Source organism: Gallibacterium genomosp. 1 (assembly GCF_000771875.1).
Classification (GTDB): domain Bacteria; phylum Pseudomonadota; class Gammaproteobacteria; order Enterobacterales; family Pasteurellaceae; genus Gallibacterium.
Genome location: NZ_JPXX01000003.1, coordinates 21,275 through 40,016 on the forward strand (window position 1 = coordinate 21,275; position 18,742 = coordinate 40,016).

General features: G+C 37.9%; 18 protein-coding genes and 1 riboswitch. Of the genes, 8 read left to right on the top strand and 10 right to left on the bottom strand.

The window, feature by feature from the left end:
- Nucleotides 1-46: 46 nt before the first annotated feature.
- Nucleotides 47-886 carry a formate/nitrite transporter family protein gene (locus tag JP36_RS00690; RefSeq protein WP_039170966.1) on the bottom strand — a complete coding sequence of 280 codons (840 nt, stop codon included), beginning with the start codon at nucleotides 884-886 and terminating at the stop codon, nucleotides 47-49.
- A 180-nt stretch (nucleotides 887-1,066) separates the two neighbouring features.
- Here JP36_RS00690 and prfB point away from each other — a divergent pair.
- From prfB to JP36_RS00705, 3 genes are all read left to right on the top strand, one after another.
- Nucleotides 1,067-2,165 (top strand): peptide chain release factor 2 gene (prfB, locus tag JP36_RS00695; RefSeq protein WP_156106911.1). Its coding sequence is split into 2 segments (ribosomal slippage): nucleotides 1,067-1,141 and nucleotides 1,143-2,165, totalling 1,098 coding nucleotides; the frame shifts between segments, so codons are not numbered across the junction.
- 97 nt (nucleotides 2,166-2,262) lie between these two features.
- Entirely contained in the window at nucleotides 2,263-3,771 is a 1,509-nt protein-coding gene (gene lysS, locus JP36_RS00700) for a lysine--tRNA ligase (RefSeq protein ID WP_039170969.1), read from the top strand.
- Between the two features lie 145 nt (nucleotides 3,772-3,916).
- On the top strand, nucleotides 3,917-4,744 hold the full coding sequence (locus tag JP36_RS00705) for a DNA ligase (RefSeq protein WP_039170972.1): 828 nt from the start codon (nucleotides 3,917-3,919) through the stop codon (nucleotides 4,742-4,744).
- Here the strand turns inward: JP36_RS00705 and yqfB are convergent.
- The gene (gene yqfB, locus JP36_RS00710; RefSeq protein ID WP_039135152.1) at nucleotides 4,708-5,037 is read right to left on the bottom strand and encodes a N(4)-acetylcytidine aminohydrolase; all 330 of its coding nucleotides are present in this window, start codon (nucleotides 5,035-5,037) and stop codon (nucleotides 4,708-4,710) included. The genes JP36_RS00705 and yqfB overlap by 37 nt on opposite strands.
- Nucleotides 5,037-5,690 carry a trimeric intracellular cation channel family protein gene (locus JP36_RS00715; RefSeq protein ID WP_039170975.1) on the bottom strand — a complete coding sequence of 218 codons (654 nt, stop codon included), beginning with the start codon at nucleotides 5,688-5,690 and terminating at the stop codon, nucleotides 5,037-5,039. Before JP36_RS00715 ends, yqfB begins: the two co-directional genes overlap by 1 nt.
- Before the next feature lie 352 nt (nucleotides 5,691-6,042).
- Between JP36_RS00715 and JP36_RS00720 the strand changes: the two genes are divergently transcribed.
- The 3 genes from JP36_RS00720 (at nucleotide 6,043) to JP36_RS00730 (ending at nucleotide 8,162) form a co-directional block, all read left to right on the top strand.
- The gene (locus JP36_RS00720; protein WP_039170978.1) at nucleotides 6,043-7,299 is read left to right on the top strand and encodes an NRAMP family divalent metal transporter; all 1,257 of its coding nucleotides are present in this window, start codon (nucleotides 6,043-6,045) and stop codon (nucleotides 7,297-7,299) included.
- 88 nt (nucleotides 7,300-7,387) lie between these two features.
- Nucleotides 7,388-7,864 (top strand): low molecular weight protein-tyrosine-phosphatase, encoded by a 477-nt coding sequence (locus JP36_RS00725; RefSeq protein WP_039170981.1) that lies wholly within the window; start codon nucleotides 7,388-7,390, stop codon nucleotides 7,862-7,864.
- A gap of 73 nt (nucleotides 7,865-7,937) precedes the next feature.
- Entirely contained in the window at nucleotides 7,938-8,162 is a 225-nt protein-coding gene (locus JP36_RS00730) for a YdcH family protein (RefSeq protein WP_039170983.1), read from the top strand.
- A gap of 132 nt (nucleotides 8,163-8,294) precedes the next feature.
- Here JP36_RS00730 and JP36_RS00735 read toward each other — a convergent pair whose 3' ends face one another.
- The 7 genes from JP36_RS00735 to metJ all read right to left on the bottom strand — a co-directional run bounded on the left by JP36_RS00735 (nucleotide 8,295) and on the right by metJ (nucleotide 14,391).
- Complete coding sequence (locus JP36_RS00735) at nucleotides 8,295-9,578, bottom strand: TRAP transporter large permease (protein WP_039170987.1); 1,284 nt, start codon at nucleotides 9,576-9,578, stop codon at nucleotides 8,295-8,297.
- A 3-nt stretch (nucleotides 9,579-9,581) separates the two neighbouring features.
- A complete protein-coding gene (locus JP36_RS00740; protein ID WP_039135167.1) occupies nucleotides 9,582-10,214 on the bottom strand; it encodes a TRAP transporter small permease in 633 nt (210 codons plus the stop codon).
- A 69-nt stretch (nucleotides 10,215-10,283) separates the two neighbouring features.
- On the bottom strand, nucleotides 10,284-11,270 hold the full coding sequence (locus JP36_RS00745) for a TRAP transporter substrate-binding protein (RefSeq protein ID WP_039171083.1): 987 nt from the start codon (nucleotides 11,268-11,270) through the stop codon (nucleotides 10,284-10,286).
- Nucleotides 11,271-11,590: 320 nt separating this feature from the next.
- Nucleotides 11,591-11,734 (bottom strand): FeoB-associated Cys-rich membrane protein, encoded by a 144-nt coding sequence (locus tag JP36_RS11250; RefSeq protein WP_081964318.1) that lies wholly within the window; start codon nucleotides 11,732-11,734, stop codon nucleotides 11,591-11,593.
- The gene (gene feoB / locus JP36_RS00750; protein ID WP_039170990.1) at nucleotides 11,731-13,602 is read right to left on the bottom strand and encodes a ferrous iron transport protein B; all 1,872 of its coding nucleotides are present in this window, start codon (nucleotides 13,600-13,602) and stop codon (nucleotides 11,731-11,733) included. The genes JP36_RS11250 and feoB overlap by 4 nt, the downstream gene beginning before the upstream one ends.
- Nucleotides 13,603-13,606: 4 nt before the next feature.
- Nucleotides 13,607-13,867 carry a FeoA family protein gene (locus JP36_RS00755; RefSeq protein ID WP_039135174.1) on the bottom strand — a complete coding sequence of 87 codons (261 nt, stop codon included), beginning with the start codon at nucleotides 13,865-13,867 and terminating at the stop codon, nucleotides 13,607-13,609.
- A gap of 206 nt (nucleotides 13,868-14,073) precedes the next feature.
- Nucleotides 14,074-14,391, bottom strand: coding sequence for a met regulon transcriptional regulator MetJ (gene metJ, locus JP36_RS00760; protein WP_039135177.1), 318 nt, complete (start codon nucleotides 14,389-14,391; stop codon nucleotides 14,074-14,076).
- A gap of 152 nt (nucleotides 14,392-14,543) precedes the next feature.
- Here metJ and metL point away from each other — a divergent pair, with 152 nt between their 5' ends.
- Together metL and JP36_RS00770 are read left to right on the top strand one after the other, a co-directional pair.
- On the top strand, nucleotides 14,544-16,973 hold the full coding sequence (metL, locus tag JP36_RS00765; RefSeq protein ID WP_039135179.1) for a bifunctional aspartate kinase/homoserine dehydrogenase II: 2,430 nt from the start codon (nucleotides 14,544-14,546) through the stop codon (nucleotides 16,971-16,973).
- 170 nt (nucleotides 16,974-17,143) lie between these two features.
- A riboswitch (glycine riboswitch) is annotated at nucleotides 17,144-17,241 on the top strand.
- 87 nt (nucleotides 17,242-17,328) lie between these two features.
- Nucleotides 17,329-18,726, top strand: coding sequence for an alanine/glycine:cation symporter family protein (locus JP36_RS00770; RefSeq protein WP_039135182.1), 1,398 nt, complete (start codon nucleotides 17,329-17,331; stop codon nucleotides 18,724-18,726).
- The last annotated feature ends 16 nt before the right edge of the window (nucleotides 18,727-18,742 follow it).

The following is an 18,742-nucleotide window of genomic DNA, read 5'->3' on the forward strand; positions in this document are numbered from 1 at the left end:
AGAGTGCATGGCAAAAACGGTAGGTTTAAGTGCCTACCGTTTTTCTTTATTTGTTTGCCTGAATTTCTATTTCTTTATTAACTTGACCGTAAATCATCATCGTAAAGACAACTGTTCCACCCAGAATATTGCCGAAACAGGTTGGCAATAAGAAAGTGATGAAGTAGTCATAAAGTGAAGCTTCACCTTGGAAAACAAGATAGGCAATTTCCGCTGAACCGACAATAACGTGTGCAAAATCACCAAGAGCTATCAGATAAATAAAGAAGAAAATCATAATGAATTTTCCACTGTTGACTGATGGCATCATCCAAACGATAGAAGCAATCAGTATCCCAGCAGGGATTCCTTTTAAAATATTTTCGGAAACAGTCATCTGTTTAACGTGCATTGCAATTTCGTGCATTGCATTGACAAATTCAGGGTTAAATGCTTGATGATTTTGTAAAAATAGTGCGGCTAATGCTGTGCCTATTAAGTTTGAAATAAGCACAATAGACCATAAACGTGCGACTGCTGCGACTTTACGCCAAGTCAATGGATTAAACAGCGGTACAACAGTTGTGATAGTATTTTCCGTAAACAATTGCATTCGTCCGAGAATCACAAGTAGAAAGCCGACAGTATATCCCATATTAGTGACCAACGGTGACCAGTTTTCGTTAGGCAAATAGGCGGTAAAAATTGCTTTAAAAACAAATGAGAATGTTACTACTAAACCGGCAGTAATACCGGAGAAGATAAGGGCTTTTGTTGGACGAGTTAGCTCTTCAATGCCATCCTGTCGAATAATTTCATATAATAATCGTGGACTAAGACGTTCATATTCCTCAATCGCCATTTTATCTCGATAGGAAAGGGTTGAAGTATCTAATTCTGATTTCATTGCGTTTCCTTTTTAGTTAAAAATTATAAAAATAATAGCGAAAACTATCTAAAAAATAGGGCGCATATCTTAACATAATGCAAAAATCACACCTAATTTTCTTGTTAAAGAAACTAGGCTAAAACAACGGAATATTTTATAATCACGCGTTCTTGAAATAGAAAGAATAAATGAAAAGATATGTTTGAAATTAATCCTGTAAAAAATAAAATCAGTGATATTAGTGAAAGAACCTTGGCACTTAGGGGGTATCTTTGACTTCGACAATAAAGTTGAACGATTAGAGGAGGTCAGTGCTGAATTGGAACAGCCGGATGTATGGAATAATCCGGAAAAAGCACAGGCACTAGGAAAAGAACGTTCTTCATTAGAATCAGTGGTAAATACCATTAAATCTTTGCAACAAGGTTTAGATGATGTTGACGGATTATTAGAATTAGCAATTGAAGCAGATGATCAGGCAACATTTGATGAAGCTGTTGCCGAACTGGAACAACTGGAACAAAGTTTGGCTAAACTTGAATTTAGAAGAATGTTCAGTGGCGCCAATGATGCCGCTGATTGCTATGTAGATTTGCAAGCTGGTTCAGGTGGTACTGAAGCCCAAGACTGGACAGAAATGTTGTTACGGATGTATTTACGTTGGGCAGAGAGTAAAGGATTTAAAACTGAATTAATGGAAGTGTCCGATGGTGATGTTGCTGGCATTAAATCAGCAACCATTCGTGTTAGTGGTGAATATGCTTTTGGTTGGTTGCGAACAGAAACTGGTATTCATCGTCTAGTGCGTAAAAGCCCATTTGATTCTAATAATCGTCGCCATACCTCCTTTAGTGCGGTATTTGTTTATCCTGAAATTAATGATGATATTGATATTGAAATCAATCCGGCGGATTTACGCATTGATGTTTATCGTGCATCTGGTGCTGGTGGGCAACACGTCAACCGAACTGAGAGTGCAGTGCGAATTACTCATATCCCGACCGGTATTGTAGTGCAGTGTCAAAATGATCGTTCTCAGCATAAAAATAAAGATCAGGCGATGAAGCAGTTAAAAGCTAAATTGTATGAGCTTGAATTGAAAAAGAAAAATGCTGAAAAACAGGCATTAGAAGAGAGTAAGTCGGATATTGGTTGGGGTAGCCAGATTCGTTCTTATGTGTTGGATGATGCACGTATTAAAGATTTACGCACTGGCGTTGAAAACCGCAATACACAAGCTGTATTGGATGGCGACTTAGACAGATTTATTGAAGCAAGTTTGAAAGCTGGACTATAGCTATGCAAGGTTTGTTTAGTAAATAAAATTGACTGATTTTAGTAAGAATTGAATAACGATTTGCAAGAATATGCATTAAAAAATTAAAGGTAAAAAAATGACAGAACATACTCAAGAGTTAGATTTAAATGGAGAAATGCTTGCTCGCCGTGAAAAATTGGCAACCTTACGCCAAAAAGGCAATGCATTTCCGAACACATTCCGCCGAGACAGTTTAGCCGGTGATCTTCATCAACAATATGAAAATGAAGATGGTGAAGTATTAAAAGAGAAAGCTATTCCTGTCAGCGTAGCAGGGCGTATTATGACACGACGTAAAATGGGAAAAGCTAGTTTTATCACGTTGCAGGATATGAGTGGAAAAATCCAACTGTATGTTGCTAGGGATTTATTACCGGAAGGTGTTTATGAAGAAATTATGGCGATGCTTGATCTTGGCGATATTGTTGGAGCAAAAGGAACGCTATTCAAAACTAAAACTAATGAATTGACTGTACGCTGTACTGAGCTTGAATTGTTGACTAAAGCATTGCGCCCATTACCGGATAAATTCCACGGTTTAGCAGATCAAGAAATGCGTTATCGCCAACGTTATTTAGATCTGATTTCTAATGAAGAATCTCGTCGCACTTTTATTATTCGTTCAAAAGTGATTGCAGGTATTCGTGAATATTTTATCGGCAAAGGTTTTATCGAAGTCGAAACCCCAATGTTGCAAGTGATTCCGGGTGGGGCGGCGGCACGTCCGTTTATTACTCACCATAATGCGCTTGATATTGATATGTACCTTCGTATCGCACCGGAACTTTATTTGAAACGCCTTGTCGTGGGCGGTTTTGAGCGTGTATTTGAGCTAAACCGTAACTTCCGGAATGAAGGGGTTTCTGTACGTCATAATCCTGAGTTTACGATGATTGAATACTATCAAGCCTATGCAGATTATCACGATTTAATGGATAATACCGAAGAATTGTTACGCAAATTAGCTTTGGATATTTTAGGTACAACTATTGTGCCTTATGGTGAATATGAATTTGATTTCGGTAAACCGTTTGAACGTATTACAATGCACGATGCGGTATTGAAATATGGTGCAGATAAAGGCATTGTTAAAGAAGATCTTTATGACTTTGAACGAGCTAAAGTGGTAGCTCAAAAACTTGGCATTGAAATTCAAAAGTCTTGGGGCTTGGGAAGTTTAGTCAATGCGATTTTTGAAGAGGTAGCGGAACATCACTTAATTCAGCCAACCTTCTTAATGGCTCACCCTGCTGAAATTTCACCGTTGGCTCGCCGTAATGATGAAAATCCAGAAGTTACGGATCGTTTTGAATTATTTATTGGTGGACGTGAAATTGGTAACGGTTTCTCTGAGTTGAATGATGCGGAAGATCAAAATGAACGCTTTAACGCACAAGTAGCAGCGAAAGAAGCAGGTGATGATGAAGCAATGTTTAAAGATGAAGATTTCGTGGTGGCGTTGGAACACGGTTTGCCACCAACAGCAGGTGAAGGCTTGGGAATCGACCGTTTGGCGATGTTGTTTGCTAATGCGGAATCAATCCGTGATGTGATTTTATTCCCAGCAATGAAACATAAATCTTAAAATTTTTTAGTAACGAAAAGGTTGGTTGTGAAAGGCAATCAACCTTTTTGATTTTTGCGATCTGCTCCACATTTTTTCTCTTTTTTTGCTTGTATGCCCGTCAAATACTTTATGCTGAACACCTGATATTTAAAGGAGAGCATAAATGTATTATCTATATCTATTTTTAGGTTTAATTTCTTTTTCTGTGATGGCAAAAGAGTCGGTAATGTTATTGCAGGAGTATAAAGATCAAGATTTACAAGGTTGGGTGATGAGCGAAAAACTAGATGGTGTAAGAGGATATTGGGATGGAGAAAAATTGTTTACTCGTCAGGATAATCTTTTGAATCCTCCGGGTTATTTTATTAAAGATTTTCCACCATTTGCGATTGATGGGGAGCTATTCAGTGAGCGAGGCAAATTTGAGGAAATAACAAGTATTACTCGTTCTACAAAAGATAAAGGTTGGCATAAATTAAAATTATATGTATTTGATGTACCAAAAGAAAAAGGGGATTTATTACAAAGATTAGATGTACTTAGGAAATATTTGTTACAACATCCAACACCTTATATTGAAATCTTACCGCAGATGCCGATAGAGAATAAACAAGCTGTTTATCAGTTTCTTGATCAAGTAGAAAGTTTAGGTGGAGAAGGGGTTGTGGTAAGAAATCCGAAAGCGAATTATATCGTAGGGAGAAGTAGCCAAATTTTAAAGTTGAAACGTCATCAAGATGAAGAGTGTACTGTGATAGCTCACCATAAAGGAAAAGGACAGTTTCATAATGTGATGGGATCATTAACTTGTGAAAATGAACAGGGGCAATTTAAAATTGGTTCTGGTTTCAGTTTAGCTGATCGGGCTAATCCGCCGGCGATTGGTTCGATAATTACTTATAAATATCGTGGGCTAACCAAAAACGGTAAACCAAAATTTGCTACTTATTGGCGTCAACGTTCGTCAATGTCATCTGTTGAAACTAATTGATAATGAATAACAAAAAGTTGTTCGGCATCAGGATAAATTTGACGAATTACTTTTTTTAGCTCGGTTAGTGTCATATTTTCCTGCTGTGCGTGTTTTTCTGTTAGTTGTGAAAATTGAATTGGTGTTACAGAGAGGATTTTAATTTTGGCGAACCACTGATGTTGTTCAAACGTAAAAACATCAATGATACTGCCGATTTTAAAATCTTTTTCACTATTATCACGAATAGTAATGGTTTTACTACCATTAAGTATGTTCTCTCTAAAGCATTGATAAAAAGTGATTTCCATCATTATTTTTTCCTTTTTGGTAATTTTTCTACCCACGACCAGTTTTTATCTTCCTGATAATCAAAAACAGGGAGTCCTAAGCCAAATCGGATAGCTAGCAAACGTAATAAGAAACCGGTCACTAACGTGATTAAAATCACAATATCTTGTGAGATATTGGTATGTTGTAGTCCTATATAGATAGCGGTAGCAAGAAAAGCGATACTGGCATAAAGTTCTTTTTGAAAAACCAATGGAATACGGTTGCAGAGTAGATCCCTCAGTACACCGCCAAAGGCTCCTGTGATGATAGCGGCAACAGAGGCGATAATAAAACCATGCCCCATAGTGAGAGCAACTTGTGCGCCAATAATGGAAAATACGATTAAACCTAGTGCATCCAAAATTAAGAAAACCGCTTTTAAATAACGCATTAATGGCGCAATGATCACGGTTAATACCGCTGCGCCGGCAACGATAACGATATATTCCGGATGTTTTACCCAACCTAATGGATAATGACCTAAGAGAACATCCCTAACAGAACCACCACCAATAGCGGTAACGGAGGCAATAATAATAACGCCGAAAATATCCATTTTTTCTCTGCCGGCAGCTAAAGCGCCGGTGATTGATTCGGCAGTAATTCCAATTAAATAGAGAATGGTGAGTAGCATAATCTTATTGAACGATGATTCAGTATGGAAGATTGTACTAGAAACTCTACCATTTCGTTAGTTTTGTTTATTGAGTTTATTGGTAAAAAGTTTTTATGTATAAAAGATAGTCAAATAAAATAATAGGGAGCATTAAATTTTAAAAAAATTAAACGCTAATAATTATTTTGGTTTAAAAACAAACCTCTTGTTATGATTATAAGTTAGTTTTTTATACTAAAAATAAACAATAATTCAGAATTTTATATAATAATGACTGACTATTTTAATTATCTCTTCCTGTTGCTTTCAAAAAACATTTGTGATGATATTACAAAACTGTTTCATTTATATTAAAAAAAGAGACTAATTTATGACAGCATCAATAACGACTGAAGAGCAGTCCTCTACATTAAAAAGTCGTCTTTCTGCACTAGGTCCAGGAATTTTAATGGCTTCTGCTGCGGTAGGCGGTTCTCACCTTATTGCTTCAACACAAGCGGGTGCAATTTATGGTTGGCAGTTAGCGATAATTATTATTTTAGCAAATCTGTTTAAGTATCCGTTTTTCCGTTTTGGTGTGCAGTATACGCTAGATACAAATAAGACCTTGCTTGAAGGCTATAAAGAGAAAGGAACAGCTTATTTATTCATCTTTTTTTTATTGAATGTTTTTTCTACAGTAATTAACACGGCCGCTGTATCTTTATTGTCCGCTGTTATTTTATCTTTTGTTGTACCATTACCTGTGCCAACGTTAAGTTTAACAGTATTAGTGGTGAGTACTGCGATTCTTTTATTCGGGCAATATCGACTTTTGGATGGCTTATCCAAGTTCGTGATGATTTGCCTTACTTTAGCTACTGTGTTAGCGGTTGCGATTGCTGCTTCTCGTGGTGCGGTTGCTCCGGCAGGTTATGTGGGTGAAAGCCCGTGGCAGTTAGGTGCATTAGCGTTTATTGTGGCGTTAATGGGATGGATGCCGGCACCGATTGAAATTTCTGCTATCAATTCAATGTGGGTGGTAGCGAAAAAACGCATAACCAAAGTTTCTTATCGAGATGGTATTTTTGATTTTAATGTGGGTTATATTGGTACTGCATTATTGGCTTTAGTATTTTTGGCATTAGGTGCTTTGGTTCAATATGGTTCAGGCATACCAGTTGAAATGGTGGGAGGAAAATATATTGCCCAATTAATTGGTATGTATGCGACAACTATTGGCGATTGGGCTAGGGGATTAATTGCATTGATTGCTTTCCTATGTATGTTTGGAACAACGCTTACTGTTATTGATGGTTACTCTCGTTCAAATATCGAAAGTTTGCGTATTTTATTGAAGAAGAAAGGTACAAGAGCCAGTTATTTGAATATTGCATTCGTTGCGGCATCTATTTCCGGAGCATTGATTATTTTCTTCTTTAATAATGCATTAGGACCAATGCTTAAATTTGCAATGATAGCTTCATTTGTTACCACTCCTGTATTTGCTACTTTGAATTTGTTATTAGTGTTAAAAGGTGAACATAAAGTGAAGGGCGGACTATTGTGGCTTTCTCTTATTGGTTTGTTATACCTTACCGTATTTACCTTATTATTTATTATTTATCAGATGGGATGGTTAAGTTAAAACTTTATTTTTATCACTAAGACGGTAATTGTTTACCGTCTTTTCTTTGTTTATGATAAACACTTTTAACTAAAAAGTGAGCAGAATGATGCAAGAGTTTAGTGTTTTATTTGTTTGTTTAGGTAACATTTGCCGTTCACCAATGGCGGAATTTATTTTTAAACATAAATTACAACAGGCAGGTTTATCTGAATTGGTTAATGTGGATAGTGCTGGTACTGCCGGTTGGCATAGTGGTGAGGGAATGCATTGTGGTACAGCGGATATGTTGGAGCTACACAAAATAGACAGTAACGGTTTTCGTAGCCGTCAAATCAGAAAACAGGATTTGGCAAATTTTGATTATATTATTGCGATGGATGACAGCAATTTAGAGGATTTGGAGCGTTTTTTCGGCAAACACCCACAACAAATTTTTAAAATTACTCAGCTATGCCCAGATTTAGAAAAAGATCATATTCCTGATCCTTGGTACACACACAATTTTAATGAAACTTACCATTTGCTAGATCGCTGTTGTGATGCTTTGTTGCAAAAAGTTAAACAGAAGATAAGTAAAATGTGACGTTGTTCACAGCAGAAGAAGCGAAAAAAAGCTATATTAACAATGTGTAATAATAATATAGAGGAGAATAGTTATGTTTCCAGAATATCGTGATTTGATCAGTGTGTTAAAAAATGAAGATAAACATTTTGCCCGTTTATTTGAAGAGCATAATGAATTGGATCATAAAATTCAGAATATGTTGGAAAAAATTGAATTCGGTACGCCGGAAGAGATTGAAAACTTGAAAAAAATTAAACTTCGTTTAAAAGATGAAATGTACGCTATTTTAAAAGAGTATGATGCGAAAAGAAAATAGTGATATTTAATTAAACTGAAACCCAGTATTAATGCTGGGTTTATTTTTTGTTCTTCTCCTAAAATGATTTTTAAATTTTAAGAATAAAAACAAGGCTAAATTTATGTTTAGCCCTGTTTTGCAGTGTCAGTTTTAATTCATTGCAATCCAGTTCGGTAAGGTTAAGGAGATTGCAGGAATGTAAGTAATGGCGATCAAGAATGCTAGCATTAGCATTAACCAAGGTAGTGCTGCTCTGATGACTTGTGGTAGAGTTAAGCCAGTGATAGCAGATGCTACGAATAAGTTAAGTCCGACAGGCGGTGTAATCATACCGATTTCCATATTTACTACCATAATTACTCCGAGGTGGATCGGGTCGATACCGAGTTGAGTCGCAATTGGGAAGAGAATTGGTACTAAAATCAGAATGATAGCGGAAGGTTCCATAAATGCACCGGCAATCAACAGGATAATATTGACGATAATGAGGAACTGCCAAGCGTGCAAATCCATTTCTACCACTAAGGCGGTTAATTGCTGCGGAATCTGTTCGGTTGTTAGGACGTGAGCGAAGAGCATTGCGTTAGCGATAATAAACATCAGCATAATGCTGAGTTTACCGGCTTCCAATAGGACTTTCGGACACTCTTTCAATTTAATATCTTTATAGACAAAAACGGCGACGAAGAAAGAGTAAACCGCTGCTACGGCAGCAGCTTCCGTTGGCGTAAACGCTCCGCTATAGATACCGCCGAGAATAATCACCATCAGGATTAAACCCCATAATGCACGGCGAGCCGCTTTGAACCACTCTTTCACACTGGCACGCGGTAATGCCGGCAAATTTTTAATGCGAGCGATAACATAAATACCGATCATTAAGGCAACACCTAATAATAAGCCGGGCATAACGCCAGCCATAAAGAGTCGACCGACGGATGATTCGGTTGCCGCTGCATAAACCACCATTACCACAGAAGGAGGGATAAGAATACCCAATGTACCTGCATTACAGATAATGCCTGTTCCGAATGCTTGCGGATAACCAGAACGAACCATTCCTGCAATTGCAATGGAGCCGACAGCTGCCACGGTTGCAGGACTTGAGCCGGAAAGTGCGGCGAAAAGCATACAGGAAAGAACAGATGCAATTGCCAATCCACCACGTATGTGTCCAACGGTTGCATTAGCGAAATCGATCAATCGGCGAGCCACGCCACCAGTGGTCATAAATGCACCGGCAAGCAAGAAGAATGGAATTGCTAATAAAGTATAGTGTTCAGAAGTTTCAAAAAGTTTAATCGCAACCGAGCTGATGGAATCCTGGCTGAAGAGAATTATTACAAGAGAACCGGATAATCCTAATGCAACGGAAATGGGCACTCCAATAAACATTAAAAAGAATAAACAGGCAAATAAGAAAACAATAGTCATAAATTACTCCTTATGTGCTTCAGATTCTTGTAGTTTTACTGCATCTTTTGCTTCATCAGCCAAGCCAAGATCATTTTGTTTTCCTTGTAATAAACGGATAAATATCTCAACAAAACGGGCGAAAATCATAATATAACCGATAGGAATAATCAGACCGAGATGCCAAAGTTTGATGCCAAATTGCTGTAGGTCTTCTGCACCGACTTTAGCAATGAATAAAGCTTGAACCCAATCATAACTCGCAATAAAAATAATCCCTGAATAAATAAGACAAGTAAGACAGGCAAAGATACTGATATAGCGTTGCACTGGAGTACTAAATTTTTTCACTAATGCGTCAATACCAATATGTCCGGCAGTACGAACACCATAAGAGGCACCGAAAAAGATGAGCATTGCAAAAAATAATTTAGTCAGTGCGACACTCCAAGTCATTTCTTGTGCTACTGTCATACAAAAAGTAGCGATAGGCTCGAAAATAAATTCAAGGCTCGGATAAGCATCGGCTAAATCGTAGAAAGGATTATAAAGATTATTGAACATTACATAGACAAAAGTTACTAATGTCATTAACGCTAGAGAAAAACCGATCATAAATTCTTCGAGTTTTCCCCAGAGATAATTAAAGTGTTGCATAATTGCTCCTTAACCGACTTGAGCGATGAGAGTGCGATAGTCAGTCTATCGCACTTTGAGATTTGAAAATTATTTGTTATTAGACTCTTCGGCAGCTTTAATTAAATCAGCACCGATAGCATCTTCAAATTTTTTCCAAACAGGGCGCATAGCTTCACGCCACTCTTTTCTTTGTTCAGGAGTTAAAATAGTAATTTCTGTTGTTTTTGCATCAAGAATGCGTTGTTTATCAGCAAGGTTAAATTCGTGAGATTTTTTATTTACATCATCACTAACAATATCCATTACTTCCATCAAACCTTTACGGATATCTTCAGGTAAACCTTCCCAGAATTTGGTGTTTACGATAACCATATAAGAAAGTAAACCGTGGTTGGACTCAGTAATGTATTTTTGTACTTCGTTGATCTTCTGTGAATAGATATTTGAGTATGGGTTTTCTGCACCGTTTACTACGCCGGTTTGTAACCCTTGATACATTTCACCGAAAGCCATTTTACGAGGAACAGCTTTTAATTGTTTAAACTGAGCATCAAGTACTTCGGAATTTTGTACACGGAATTTTAATCCGCGTGCATCTTTCGGCAGTACCAATTTTTTGTTGGCGGAAAGTTGTTTTAAGTCATTATTCCAGTAGCCGATACCGGTGATGCCTTTATCTTTCATACTGTTAAGCAGGCTTTTACCGGCTTCGCTTTTTTCAAAACGTTGAACGGCTTCAATATCGTCAAATAGGAACGGTAGATCGAATAATTGGATTTTTGGCGTATATTTATCGAATTTAGCCAAAGATGGCGCAAGCATTTGTACATTATTTAATAATAATGCTTCCATTTCTTTGCCGTCACCGTAAAGAGATGAGTTAGGGTAAACTTCAACGACCACTTTGCCTGGGAATTTTTCTTCAGCCAATTTTTTAAACATTAATGCACCTTGACCTTTAGGTGTATCTTCCGCTACCACGTGAGAAAACTTGATCACAATAGGATCAGCAGCCAAAGCATTGAATGATAATAGTGATCCTAATGCAGTAACAGTAGCGAGTATTTTGAACATATTTTGTTTGAATTTCATAAGTTTGATCCTCTTCTTGTGTATGAATGATATATGTGAATGCACAGATAAGACTATGTAAATGCTAAAATTTAGTAAAGTAGATTTTTTTAAAAAGTTGATCTCTTTCTCAAAAATTTAATAAAAAATTAATAAAAATGTGAGAAATGTCATATTTGTGTGTGCTTATTGAACAATATTTTGATAAATAATTCTCGAAAAAAAGAAAATTAATTCTTTTGAAGTAATTAATGTAATTTTTTCTTAAATTGAAGTGTAAAAAGGAAGATAGGAGTTGAAGGTTTTCAACTCCTATACAATGCTTAATGACAAGATTTTTGTGTTTTAGAAGTAGATCCGCAACGGCAGCAATCTCCACATCCGCTTTGTCGTTTTTTGCGGAAGTTTGCGATAAGGTAGCCGACAGCGCCGATAAATAAAGCTATAACAATTAAATATTGAATCATAATCCTGCTCCTCGTGCGATATGATAAACGATATAAGCAAATAGATAGGCTAATGCGGTTAAATAGCACGTAATTAGTAAAGTCTGCTTAGCTGATTTGGTTTCGCGCTTAATAACGGCAAGCGTTGCCATACACATTGGGGCATAAACGTACCAGGCAAGGAAAGAGAATGCAGTAGCCAAACCCCAGCTATCGCGTATCAATGGAATAAGCATTTGTTGAGCGGCTTCTTCATTGGTTGAACCGACGGCATAGACTGTCCCTAACGCAGCAACTACCACTTCTCTAGCGGCAATGCCGGGTACCATTGCAATACACATTTCCCAAGTAAAGCCTAATGGGCGGAAAATTGGCTCAATTAGATGCCCCAACGCACCAGCAAAACTGTAATCGATTGGTGGTGAAACGGCATTTTCAGGCGCAGCAGGAAAGCTAACAAGCACCCATAAAATGATACTTAATGCGAAGATAATTGTTCCGGCACGTTTTAAAAATGCGCTGACACGTTCCCATAAAGTGATGACAATGTGTCTAAAATTAGGCATACGATAAGTAGGCAACTCCATCAATAATGGAAATTGCTGAATTTTACCTTTATGTTTAGCGAATAATTTTAGAATGAAAGCAATAAAGCCGGCAGAAAGCACTCCAATAGCATATAGTGCGAATAATGTTAAACCTTGTAGATTAAAAATTCCCCAGACTTGTTGATCTGGAATAACTGCTGCAATGATTAAAGTATATACTGGCAATCTTGCAGAACAAGTTAATAGAGGTGCGATTGCTATAGTAACTAAACGCTCTCTTGGGTCGGTAATGGTGCGTGCTGACATAATTGCCGGTACGGCACAAGCAAAACCGGAGAGTAAAGGGATAAAGGAGCGCCCAGATAAACCACTTTTCGCTAAGAAGCTATCTAGTAAATAAGCAGCCCTAGGCAAATATCCGGAATCTTCCAGAATAAGTAACAATGCAAATAAAATCGCAATTTGTGGTAAGAAAACTAGAACACTACTTACACCGGCAACAATACCATCAATCAATAGATCCTTAAGAATACCGTCTGGTAGAACAGATGCTAGCCATTCAGACAAAAGACTAAAACCGGTTTCAATACCATCCATAAATGGAGCAGCCCAAGCGTAAACAGCTTGGAACATTAGTAACATCACGATAATTAGAGTAAGTATGCCCCAAATGGGATGTAAGAAAATATGATCTAGCCTTTGGTGCCAACGCGGCAAAAAATTGATATTGTGTACACTTTGGTCAAGAATATGATCAACTTGTTGGAAAAGTTGATCACTATCGAGTTGATTTGTAATCTGCTCCAATTGTTGAGATGTTTTTTGATGTGTTGATACTTGTCCGGCAAGTTGTTCCACGGCTTGTTTAATTTTCTGTTGCCCTTTTTTACTCACTGCAACTGTTCCTATGACAGGTACACCTAGTAACTCCGACATTTTATTGGTATCAATTTGCAGTCCGCGTGCATTAGCAATGTCAAACAGATTAATTGAGATCACCATTGGCAAACCAAGTGCTTTTAATTCTAGAGCCATTCGCAGAGTCATTCGCAGATTGGTAGCATCAGCAACGGCAATAATAGCATCCGGAATGTCGCCAAGATGACCTAGTAAAACATTACGAGAAACTTCCTCGTCTGGGCTTGTTGTATGTAAGCTGTAAGTTCCCGGTAGATCGAGAATAGTGATATTAGTGTGTCCGAGTAAAGTTCCTTCACGGCGATCAACCGTTACTCCGGGATAGTTGGCAATTCTAGCATTCGATCCAGTTAAAGCATTAAATAGTACGGTTTTACCACAATTGGGTGGCCCGATTAGGGCAAATTTAAGTTGATTATTCATAGAGTTATTTTAAATAGCAGAGAATCTTTTCTGCTTCTGCTTTACGTAATGAAAATTGAGAGTGATGATCCAAACGAACGACATAAGGCCCACGTCCTAATAATCCTTTAGCAATAATGGTAACCGGTCGATGGGAGGAAAAACCGAGATCTGCTAAACGCCGGCTAACAGAATTATCTTGGGATCCGAATGCCGGATTGGCGATAATATCTTTAATGTAGGCTTCTTGGTGTTTGGGTAATTGATGAAGAGGACATACTGACATAATGATTTCCTTACTTCTAAAATGGAATAGCCTATTTTAATCTAAATAAGAAATATTCCTAATAATATTCGTGGCGACATTTTAGCGAACAATGACAGAATAAAATTTGATATATATCAATATTAGTAAGAGAGTAAGAGGGAGGATAAGCTGAAAAAAGGCTTATCCTTTGGTTTAGATAAAAAGTAATATGAAGGATAGATAAATTAATATTCCCAAGTGTCTGGATCTATACCTTTTTGTCGCATTAATACTTTAGCCTCTTCCGGAATCTCATCGTGACGTTCTTTTAACAAATCTTCATCGGTCGGTAAAGGTTGACCGGTAAAAGCGTGTAAGAATGCCTCACAGAGCAATTCACTATTGGTTGCGTGACGTAAATTGCGAATTTGGCGACGAGTACGCTCGTTAGTGAGTATTTCTAATACTTTAATTGGAATTGATACAGTAATTTTTTTTACCTGTTCACTTTTTTTGCCGTGTTCCGCATAGGGACTAATATATTTTCCATCCCAATCAGCCATAGTTATTTCCTTCAAATCCACACAAGTTGTGGTATTTTAATCAAAATTTATTCTAATGACAATCTAGCCTTAAAGACATCTAGATTTCTTTATTTGATTATATATATTCGTGCTAAAATAGCGCGTCTTTGCATTGATATAGGCGGAGGTTTATGATGCAGCAGGTTGTTCGTCATCAATTACATAAATTTGGCGGTAGTAGTTTAGCAAATGTTGAATGTATCAAAGGCGTTGCTTCGATTATTCAGAATTACAGTAAAGAGAATGATGTTATTGTGGTATCTGCAATTGGTAAAACCACAAATTTATTGATTGAATGGGTGGAAGCTTCACATAAAGATACAGTGGGAGCTAACCGTATTTTGCAGAATCTTCGCCATCAGTATCTGTCAATGGTTAATGCATTACTTATACAGCCGGAGCCGGTTGCTCAAGCCTTCATTGATGATATTCATCAGTTTTCCGCATTGTTAGATAAACCATTCAGTGAAGCGATTTATTCCGAAGTGGTCGGACACGGAGAGATTTGGTCGGCACGGCTGGTTAGCGCTTATCTGAATCAACAAGCTATTCCTTCCATTTTTGTTGATGCCCGTGATTTTATGGTGGCGGAGCGAACCGTTTTACCTAAGGTACAGGTTGCACAAAGCCAGCGTCGATTACAACCTATTTTAGATGCTAATCCCAATAAACGTTTGATTGTTACTGGTTTTATCAGCCGAAATACAAAAGGCGAAACCGTATTATTGGGAAGAAACGGCTCCGATTATTCTGCAACCCAAATAGCAGGGTTAGCTGGTATTGAGAATGTTACTATCTGGAGTGATGTAGCTGGAGTTTATTCTGCGGATCCTCGTCACGTAAAAAATGCTACATTATTGCCACTATTACGTTGGGATGAGGCAAATGAATTGGCACGTCTTGGCGCGCCTGTGCTGCATAGTCGCACACTAGAACCTGTTAAAGAGTTTCAATTAAAATTGCAGTTACGCAGCAGTTTGAAACCCAATGAAGGTACGAGTCGTATTGAACATATTTATTCTTCTTCAGCGCAAGGTAAAATTGTGACATCTCATAACCATATCGGTTGGATCGAATTGGTGATTCCGCAAAATCAAGTGTTAGATAGTTGGAAACAACGTTTGCAATCGTGGTTACAGGAGCATCAGTTGGAACCGTTGGTAGAGCAATTTATTGAGCAATCACGTACACTGCGTTTGATCTATACCAACGAGTATATTGATACGGCATTTATGCAGTTTAAAAAATTGCCATTAATTACTGATTCCATTTCTATTCGCTATGATTTGGCTTTGTTGGCTATTGTGGGGGCTGGAGTATGCCAAAATTCTTTACAAATGTTACGCTTTTCACAAATGCTAAAAACACAGCCGCTAGAATTTGTATGGCAATCTGAAGATAAAATCAGCGTAGTGGCGATTTTGCGTCAAGCCGTGAGTCGAGAATTATTACGCAACGTTCACGATGATCTATTTCGTGCGCATAAAACGGTTGGCTTAGTGGTATTAGGTAAAGGAGAGGTTTCAAAAACCTGGATCAGCCTGTTTAAACAGGAGCAGGAGAAGATCGCGGCACGTAGTCATTTTGATTTTTCTTTAATCGGTTTGGTTTCAAGTCAAAAAGCGTGGTTAGATTACCAAGGTATTTTGGCACATTTAAGTGAAAATAATTGGGATCAACAGTTTGAAGAATATGGTCGAGAATTGGTGCCAGAGGAATTATTGCAATGGTTGAGTCTACATCCGTTTGATGAATTGGTAGTGTTGGATTTTACCAATAGCGATGAGGTGGCGGCACATTATGAAGACTATGCAAAATATGGTTTTCACGTGATTAGTGCCAATAAACGTGCGGCTGCTTTTGATTTAGATAAATATCATCAAATAGAGAACGCTTTTTTGCAATCTGGAAGTTATTGGTTGTATAACGCTACAGTAGGTGGTGGTTTACCTATTAATCCAATCGTACACGACTTGGTAGAGAGCGGCGACACGATTTTGTCGATTGAGGGGACATTTTCCAGTACATTAGCGTGGTTATTTTACCAATATGATGGTTCTGTACCGTTTTCAATGCTATTAGAGCAAGCGTGGCAACAAGGAATGACAGAACGTGATCCGCGAGAAGATTTAAGAGGATTGGATGCGTTGCGTAAGCTATTAATTGTGGCACGTACCGCAGGTTATGATTTAGATCGTTCCGAGATTAAGGTGGAATCTTTGATTACGGAAGATATGATTGATTTGCCATTATCTGACTTTTTTGAAAAATTGGATGAGCTTGAGCCGCTAATTTATGAGCGTTATCACGATGCTGAGGAAGAGCGTGGGGTATTACGTTATGTGGTTCGCTTTTTAGCGAATGGACAGTCAAAAATTGGTTTAGAGGTGTGTAATGCTGATGATCCGATTGCGCGTGCTTTGCCGGGAGAGAATTTATTCTTAATTCGTAGTCTTTGGTATCGTGATAATCCATTGGTGATTCACGGTCCAAGTGCTGGCGTAAAAATGACTGCCGGTGCGATTCAGGCAGATTTAAATCGCTTAGTGAAATTATTGTAGTAAGGAGATCATCACTTGAGCAAGGAAGTATAACTTGCTAAAATTCGTAACGTTTTTATTCTTAGTAATAAACATCAAGTTCGGATGAAGGTAGCTGGAGAGTAGAGAATTAACTCTACGCCGACGAGGTAAACTCTTTCAGGCGCTGTTTTACAGCATGGACTGTTACTGGACGAACCCTTGGAGAGATCCACGTTAAGTGGACGCCGAAGGCGCAAAAAAATCTTAGATTTTTGAAACGCTCAGGCAAAAGGACAGGGGCAGGAAAGATAATCTTTTTTCAAATATCAGTTCTGGATATTTCTTTTTTCTTTTCTACTCCTTGTATTTAGCTTTTTTATTTACGAGGAAGTCAATGAATTTCAATCAAATTTTAGCTGAAATTGACAGCTTTATCTGGGGGCCGCCATTACTCATTTTATTAGCGGGAACCGGTATTTATTTCAGTATTCGCTTAGGTTTTTTACAAATTAAAGCATTACCACGAGCATTAAGATATTTGTTTCAAAAAGGTAATTCCGGTGAGGGCGATGTTTCTGCATTTGCTGCGTTGTGTACCGCACTTTCTGCGACTATCGGTACCGGTAATATTGTTGGTGTTGCTACAGCAATTCAAGCTGGGGGACCCGGAGCGATTTTTTGGATGTGGATTGTTGCTTTTTTTGGAATGGCGACTAAGTATGCGGAATGTCTGTTGGCAGTAAAATATCGTGTGAAAGATAAAAATGGTTTTATGGCTGGTGGGCCGATGTATTACATAGAACGTGGTCTAGGCATAAAATGGTTGGCTAAGTTATTCGCAGTATTTGGTGTGTTGGTTGCTTTTTTCGGTATCGGGACATTTCCACAAGTTAATGCTATTACACATGCTATGCAGGATACGTTCGGTGTATCAACAGTGATTAGTGCTATTGTAATGACGCTGTTGGTGGCGATGATTATTCTTGGAGGTGTTAACCGTATTGCTGTAGTATCTTCATTTATTGTGCCATTTATGGCAGTACTGTATGTTGGTACTTCGCTATTTATTTTATTAATTAATTGGAGTGTTGTGCCACAAGCGTTAGCATTAATTATTGAAAGCGCTTTTAACCCTCAAGCGGCACTAGGTGGAGCAGTTGGTTTTACTGTGCTTAAAGCGATTCAATCAGGAATGGCGAGAGGTATTTTCTCTAATGAATCTGGCTTGGGAAGTGCGCCGATCGTAGCAGCAGCAGCACAAACACAGGAACCGGTACGCCAAGGATTAATTTCAATGACAGGAACTTTTTTTGATACTATCATTGTTTGTACTATGACCGGTCTAGTCATTGTTATCAGTGGTGTTTGGCAATCAGGAGTAGAAGGGGCAGCGGTTACTAATCTTGCTTTTGCTCAAGGTTTAGGAAGCAGTATCGGTGCAACTATTGTGACAATCGGTTTATTGTTCTTCGCTTTTACCACGATGCTTGGCTGGTGTTATTATGGTGAACGTTGTTTTGTTTATTTAATCGGCATTAGGGGTATTAAAATTTTCCGTAGCTGCTTTATTTTACTGATTGCGTGCGGCGCATTTATTAAATTGGATATTATTTGGAGTTTGGCTGATATTGTTAATGGATTAATGGCAATTCCTAATTTAATTGCATTGATTGGCTTGCGCAAAGTGATTATAGCCGAAACACAGGACTATTTTGCTCGTCTGCAAATTTCTGCTAAGGATCGAGATGAAGAGATAGCAGAAAATGGCAAGTTGAGTGAAAGTTATAATTGATGCTAAAAATGCGTGC

Coding starts and splice junctions, on each gene's coding strand:
- JP36_RS00690 (WP_039170966.1), bottom strand. CDS start 886: ATGAAATCAGAATTAGATACTTCAACCCTTTCCTATCGAGATAAAATG.
- lysS (WP_039170969.1), top strand. CDS start 2,263: ATGACAGAACATACTCAAGAGTTAGATTTAAATGGAGAAATGCTTGCT.
- JP36_RS00705 (WP_039170972.1), top strand. CDS start 3,917: ATGTATTATCTATATCTATTTTTAGGTTTAATTTCTTTTTCTGTGATG.
- yqfB (WP_039135152.1), bottom strand. CDS start 5,037: ATGATGGAAATCACTTTTTATCAATGCTTTAGAGAGAACATACTTAAT.
- JP36_RS00715 (WP_039170975.1), bottom strand. CDS start 5,690: ATGCTACTCACCATTCTCTATTTAATTGGAATTACTGCCGAATCAATC.
- JP36_RS00720 (WP_039170978.1), top strand. CDS start 6,043: ATGACAGCATCAATAACGACTGAAGAGCAGTCCTCTACATTAAAAAGT.
- JP36_RS00725 (WP_039170981.1), top strand. CDS start 7,388: ATGCAAGAGTTTAGTGTTTTATTTGTTTGTTTAGGTAACATTTGCCGT.
- JP36_RS00730 (WP_039170983.1), top strand. CDS start 7,938: ATGTTTCCAGAATATCGTGATTTGATCAGTGTGTTAAAAAATGAAGAT.
- JP36_RS00735 (WP_039170987.1), bottom strand. CDS start 9,578: ATGACTATTGTTTTCTTATTTGCCTGTTTATTCTTTTTAATGTTTATT.
- JP36_RS00740 (WP_039135167.1), bottom strand. CDS start 10,214: ATGCAACACTTTAATTATCTCTGGGGAAAACTCGAAGAATTTATGATC.
- JP36_RS00745 (WP_039171083.1), bottom strand. CDS start 11,270: ATGTTCAAAATACTCGCTACTGTTACTGCATTAGGATCACTATTATCA.
- JP36_RS11250 (WP_081964318.1), bottom strand. CDS start 11,734: ATGATTCAATATTTAATTGTTATAGCTTTATTTATCGGCGCTGTCGGC.
- feoB (WP_039170990.1), bottom strand. CDS start 13,602: ATGAATAATCAACTTAAATTTGCCCTAATCGGGCCACCCAATTGTGGT.
- JP36_RS00755 (WP_039135174.1), bottom strand. CDS start 13,867: ATGTCAGTATGTCCTCTTCATCAATTACCCAAACACCAAGAAGCCTAC.
- metJ (WP_039135177.1), bottom strand. CDS start 14,391: ATGGCTGATTGGGATGGAAAATATATTAGTCCCTATGCGGAACACGGC.
- metL (WP_039135179.1), top strand. CDS start 14,544: ATGATGCAGCAGGTTGTTCGTCATCAATTACATAAATTTGGCGGTAGT.
- JP36_RS00770 (WP_039135182.1), top strand. CDS start 17,329: ATGAATTTCAATCAAATTTTAGCTGAAATTGACAGCTTTATCTGGGGG.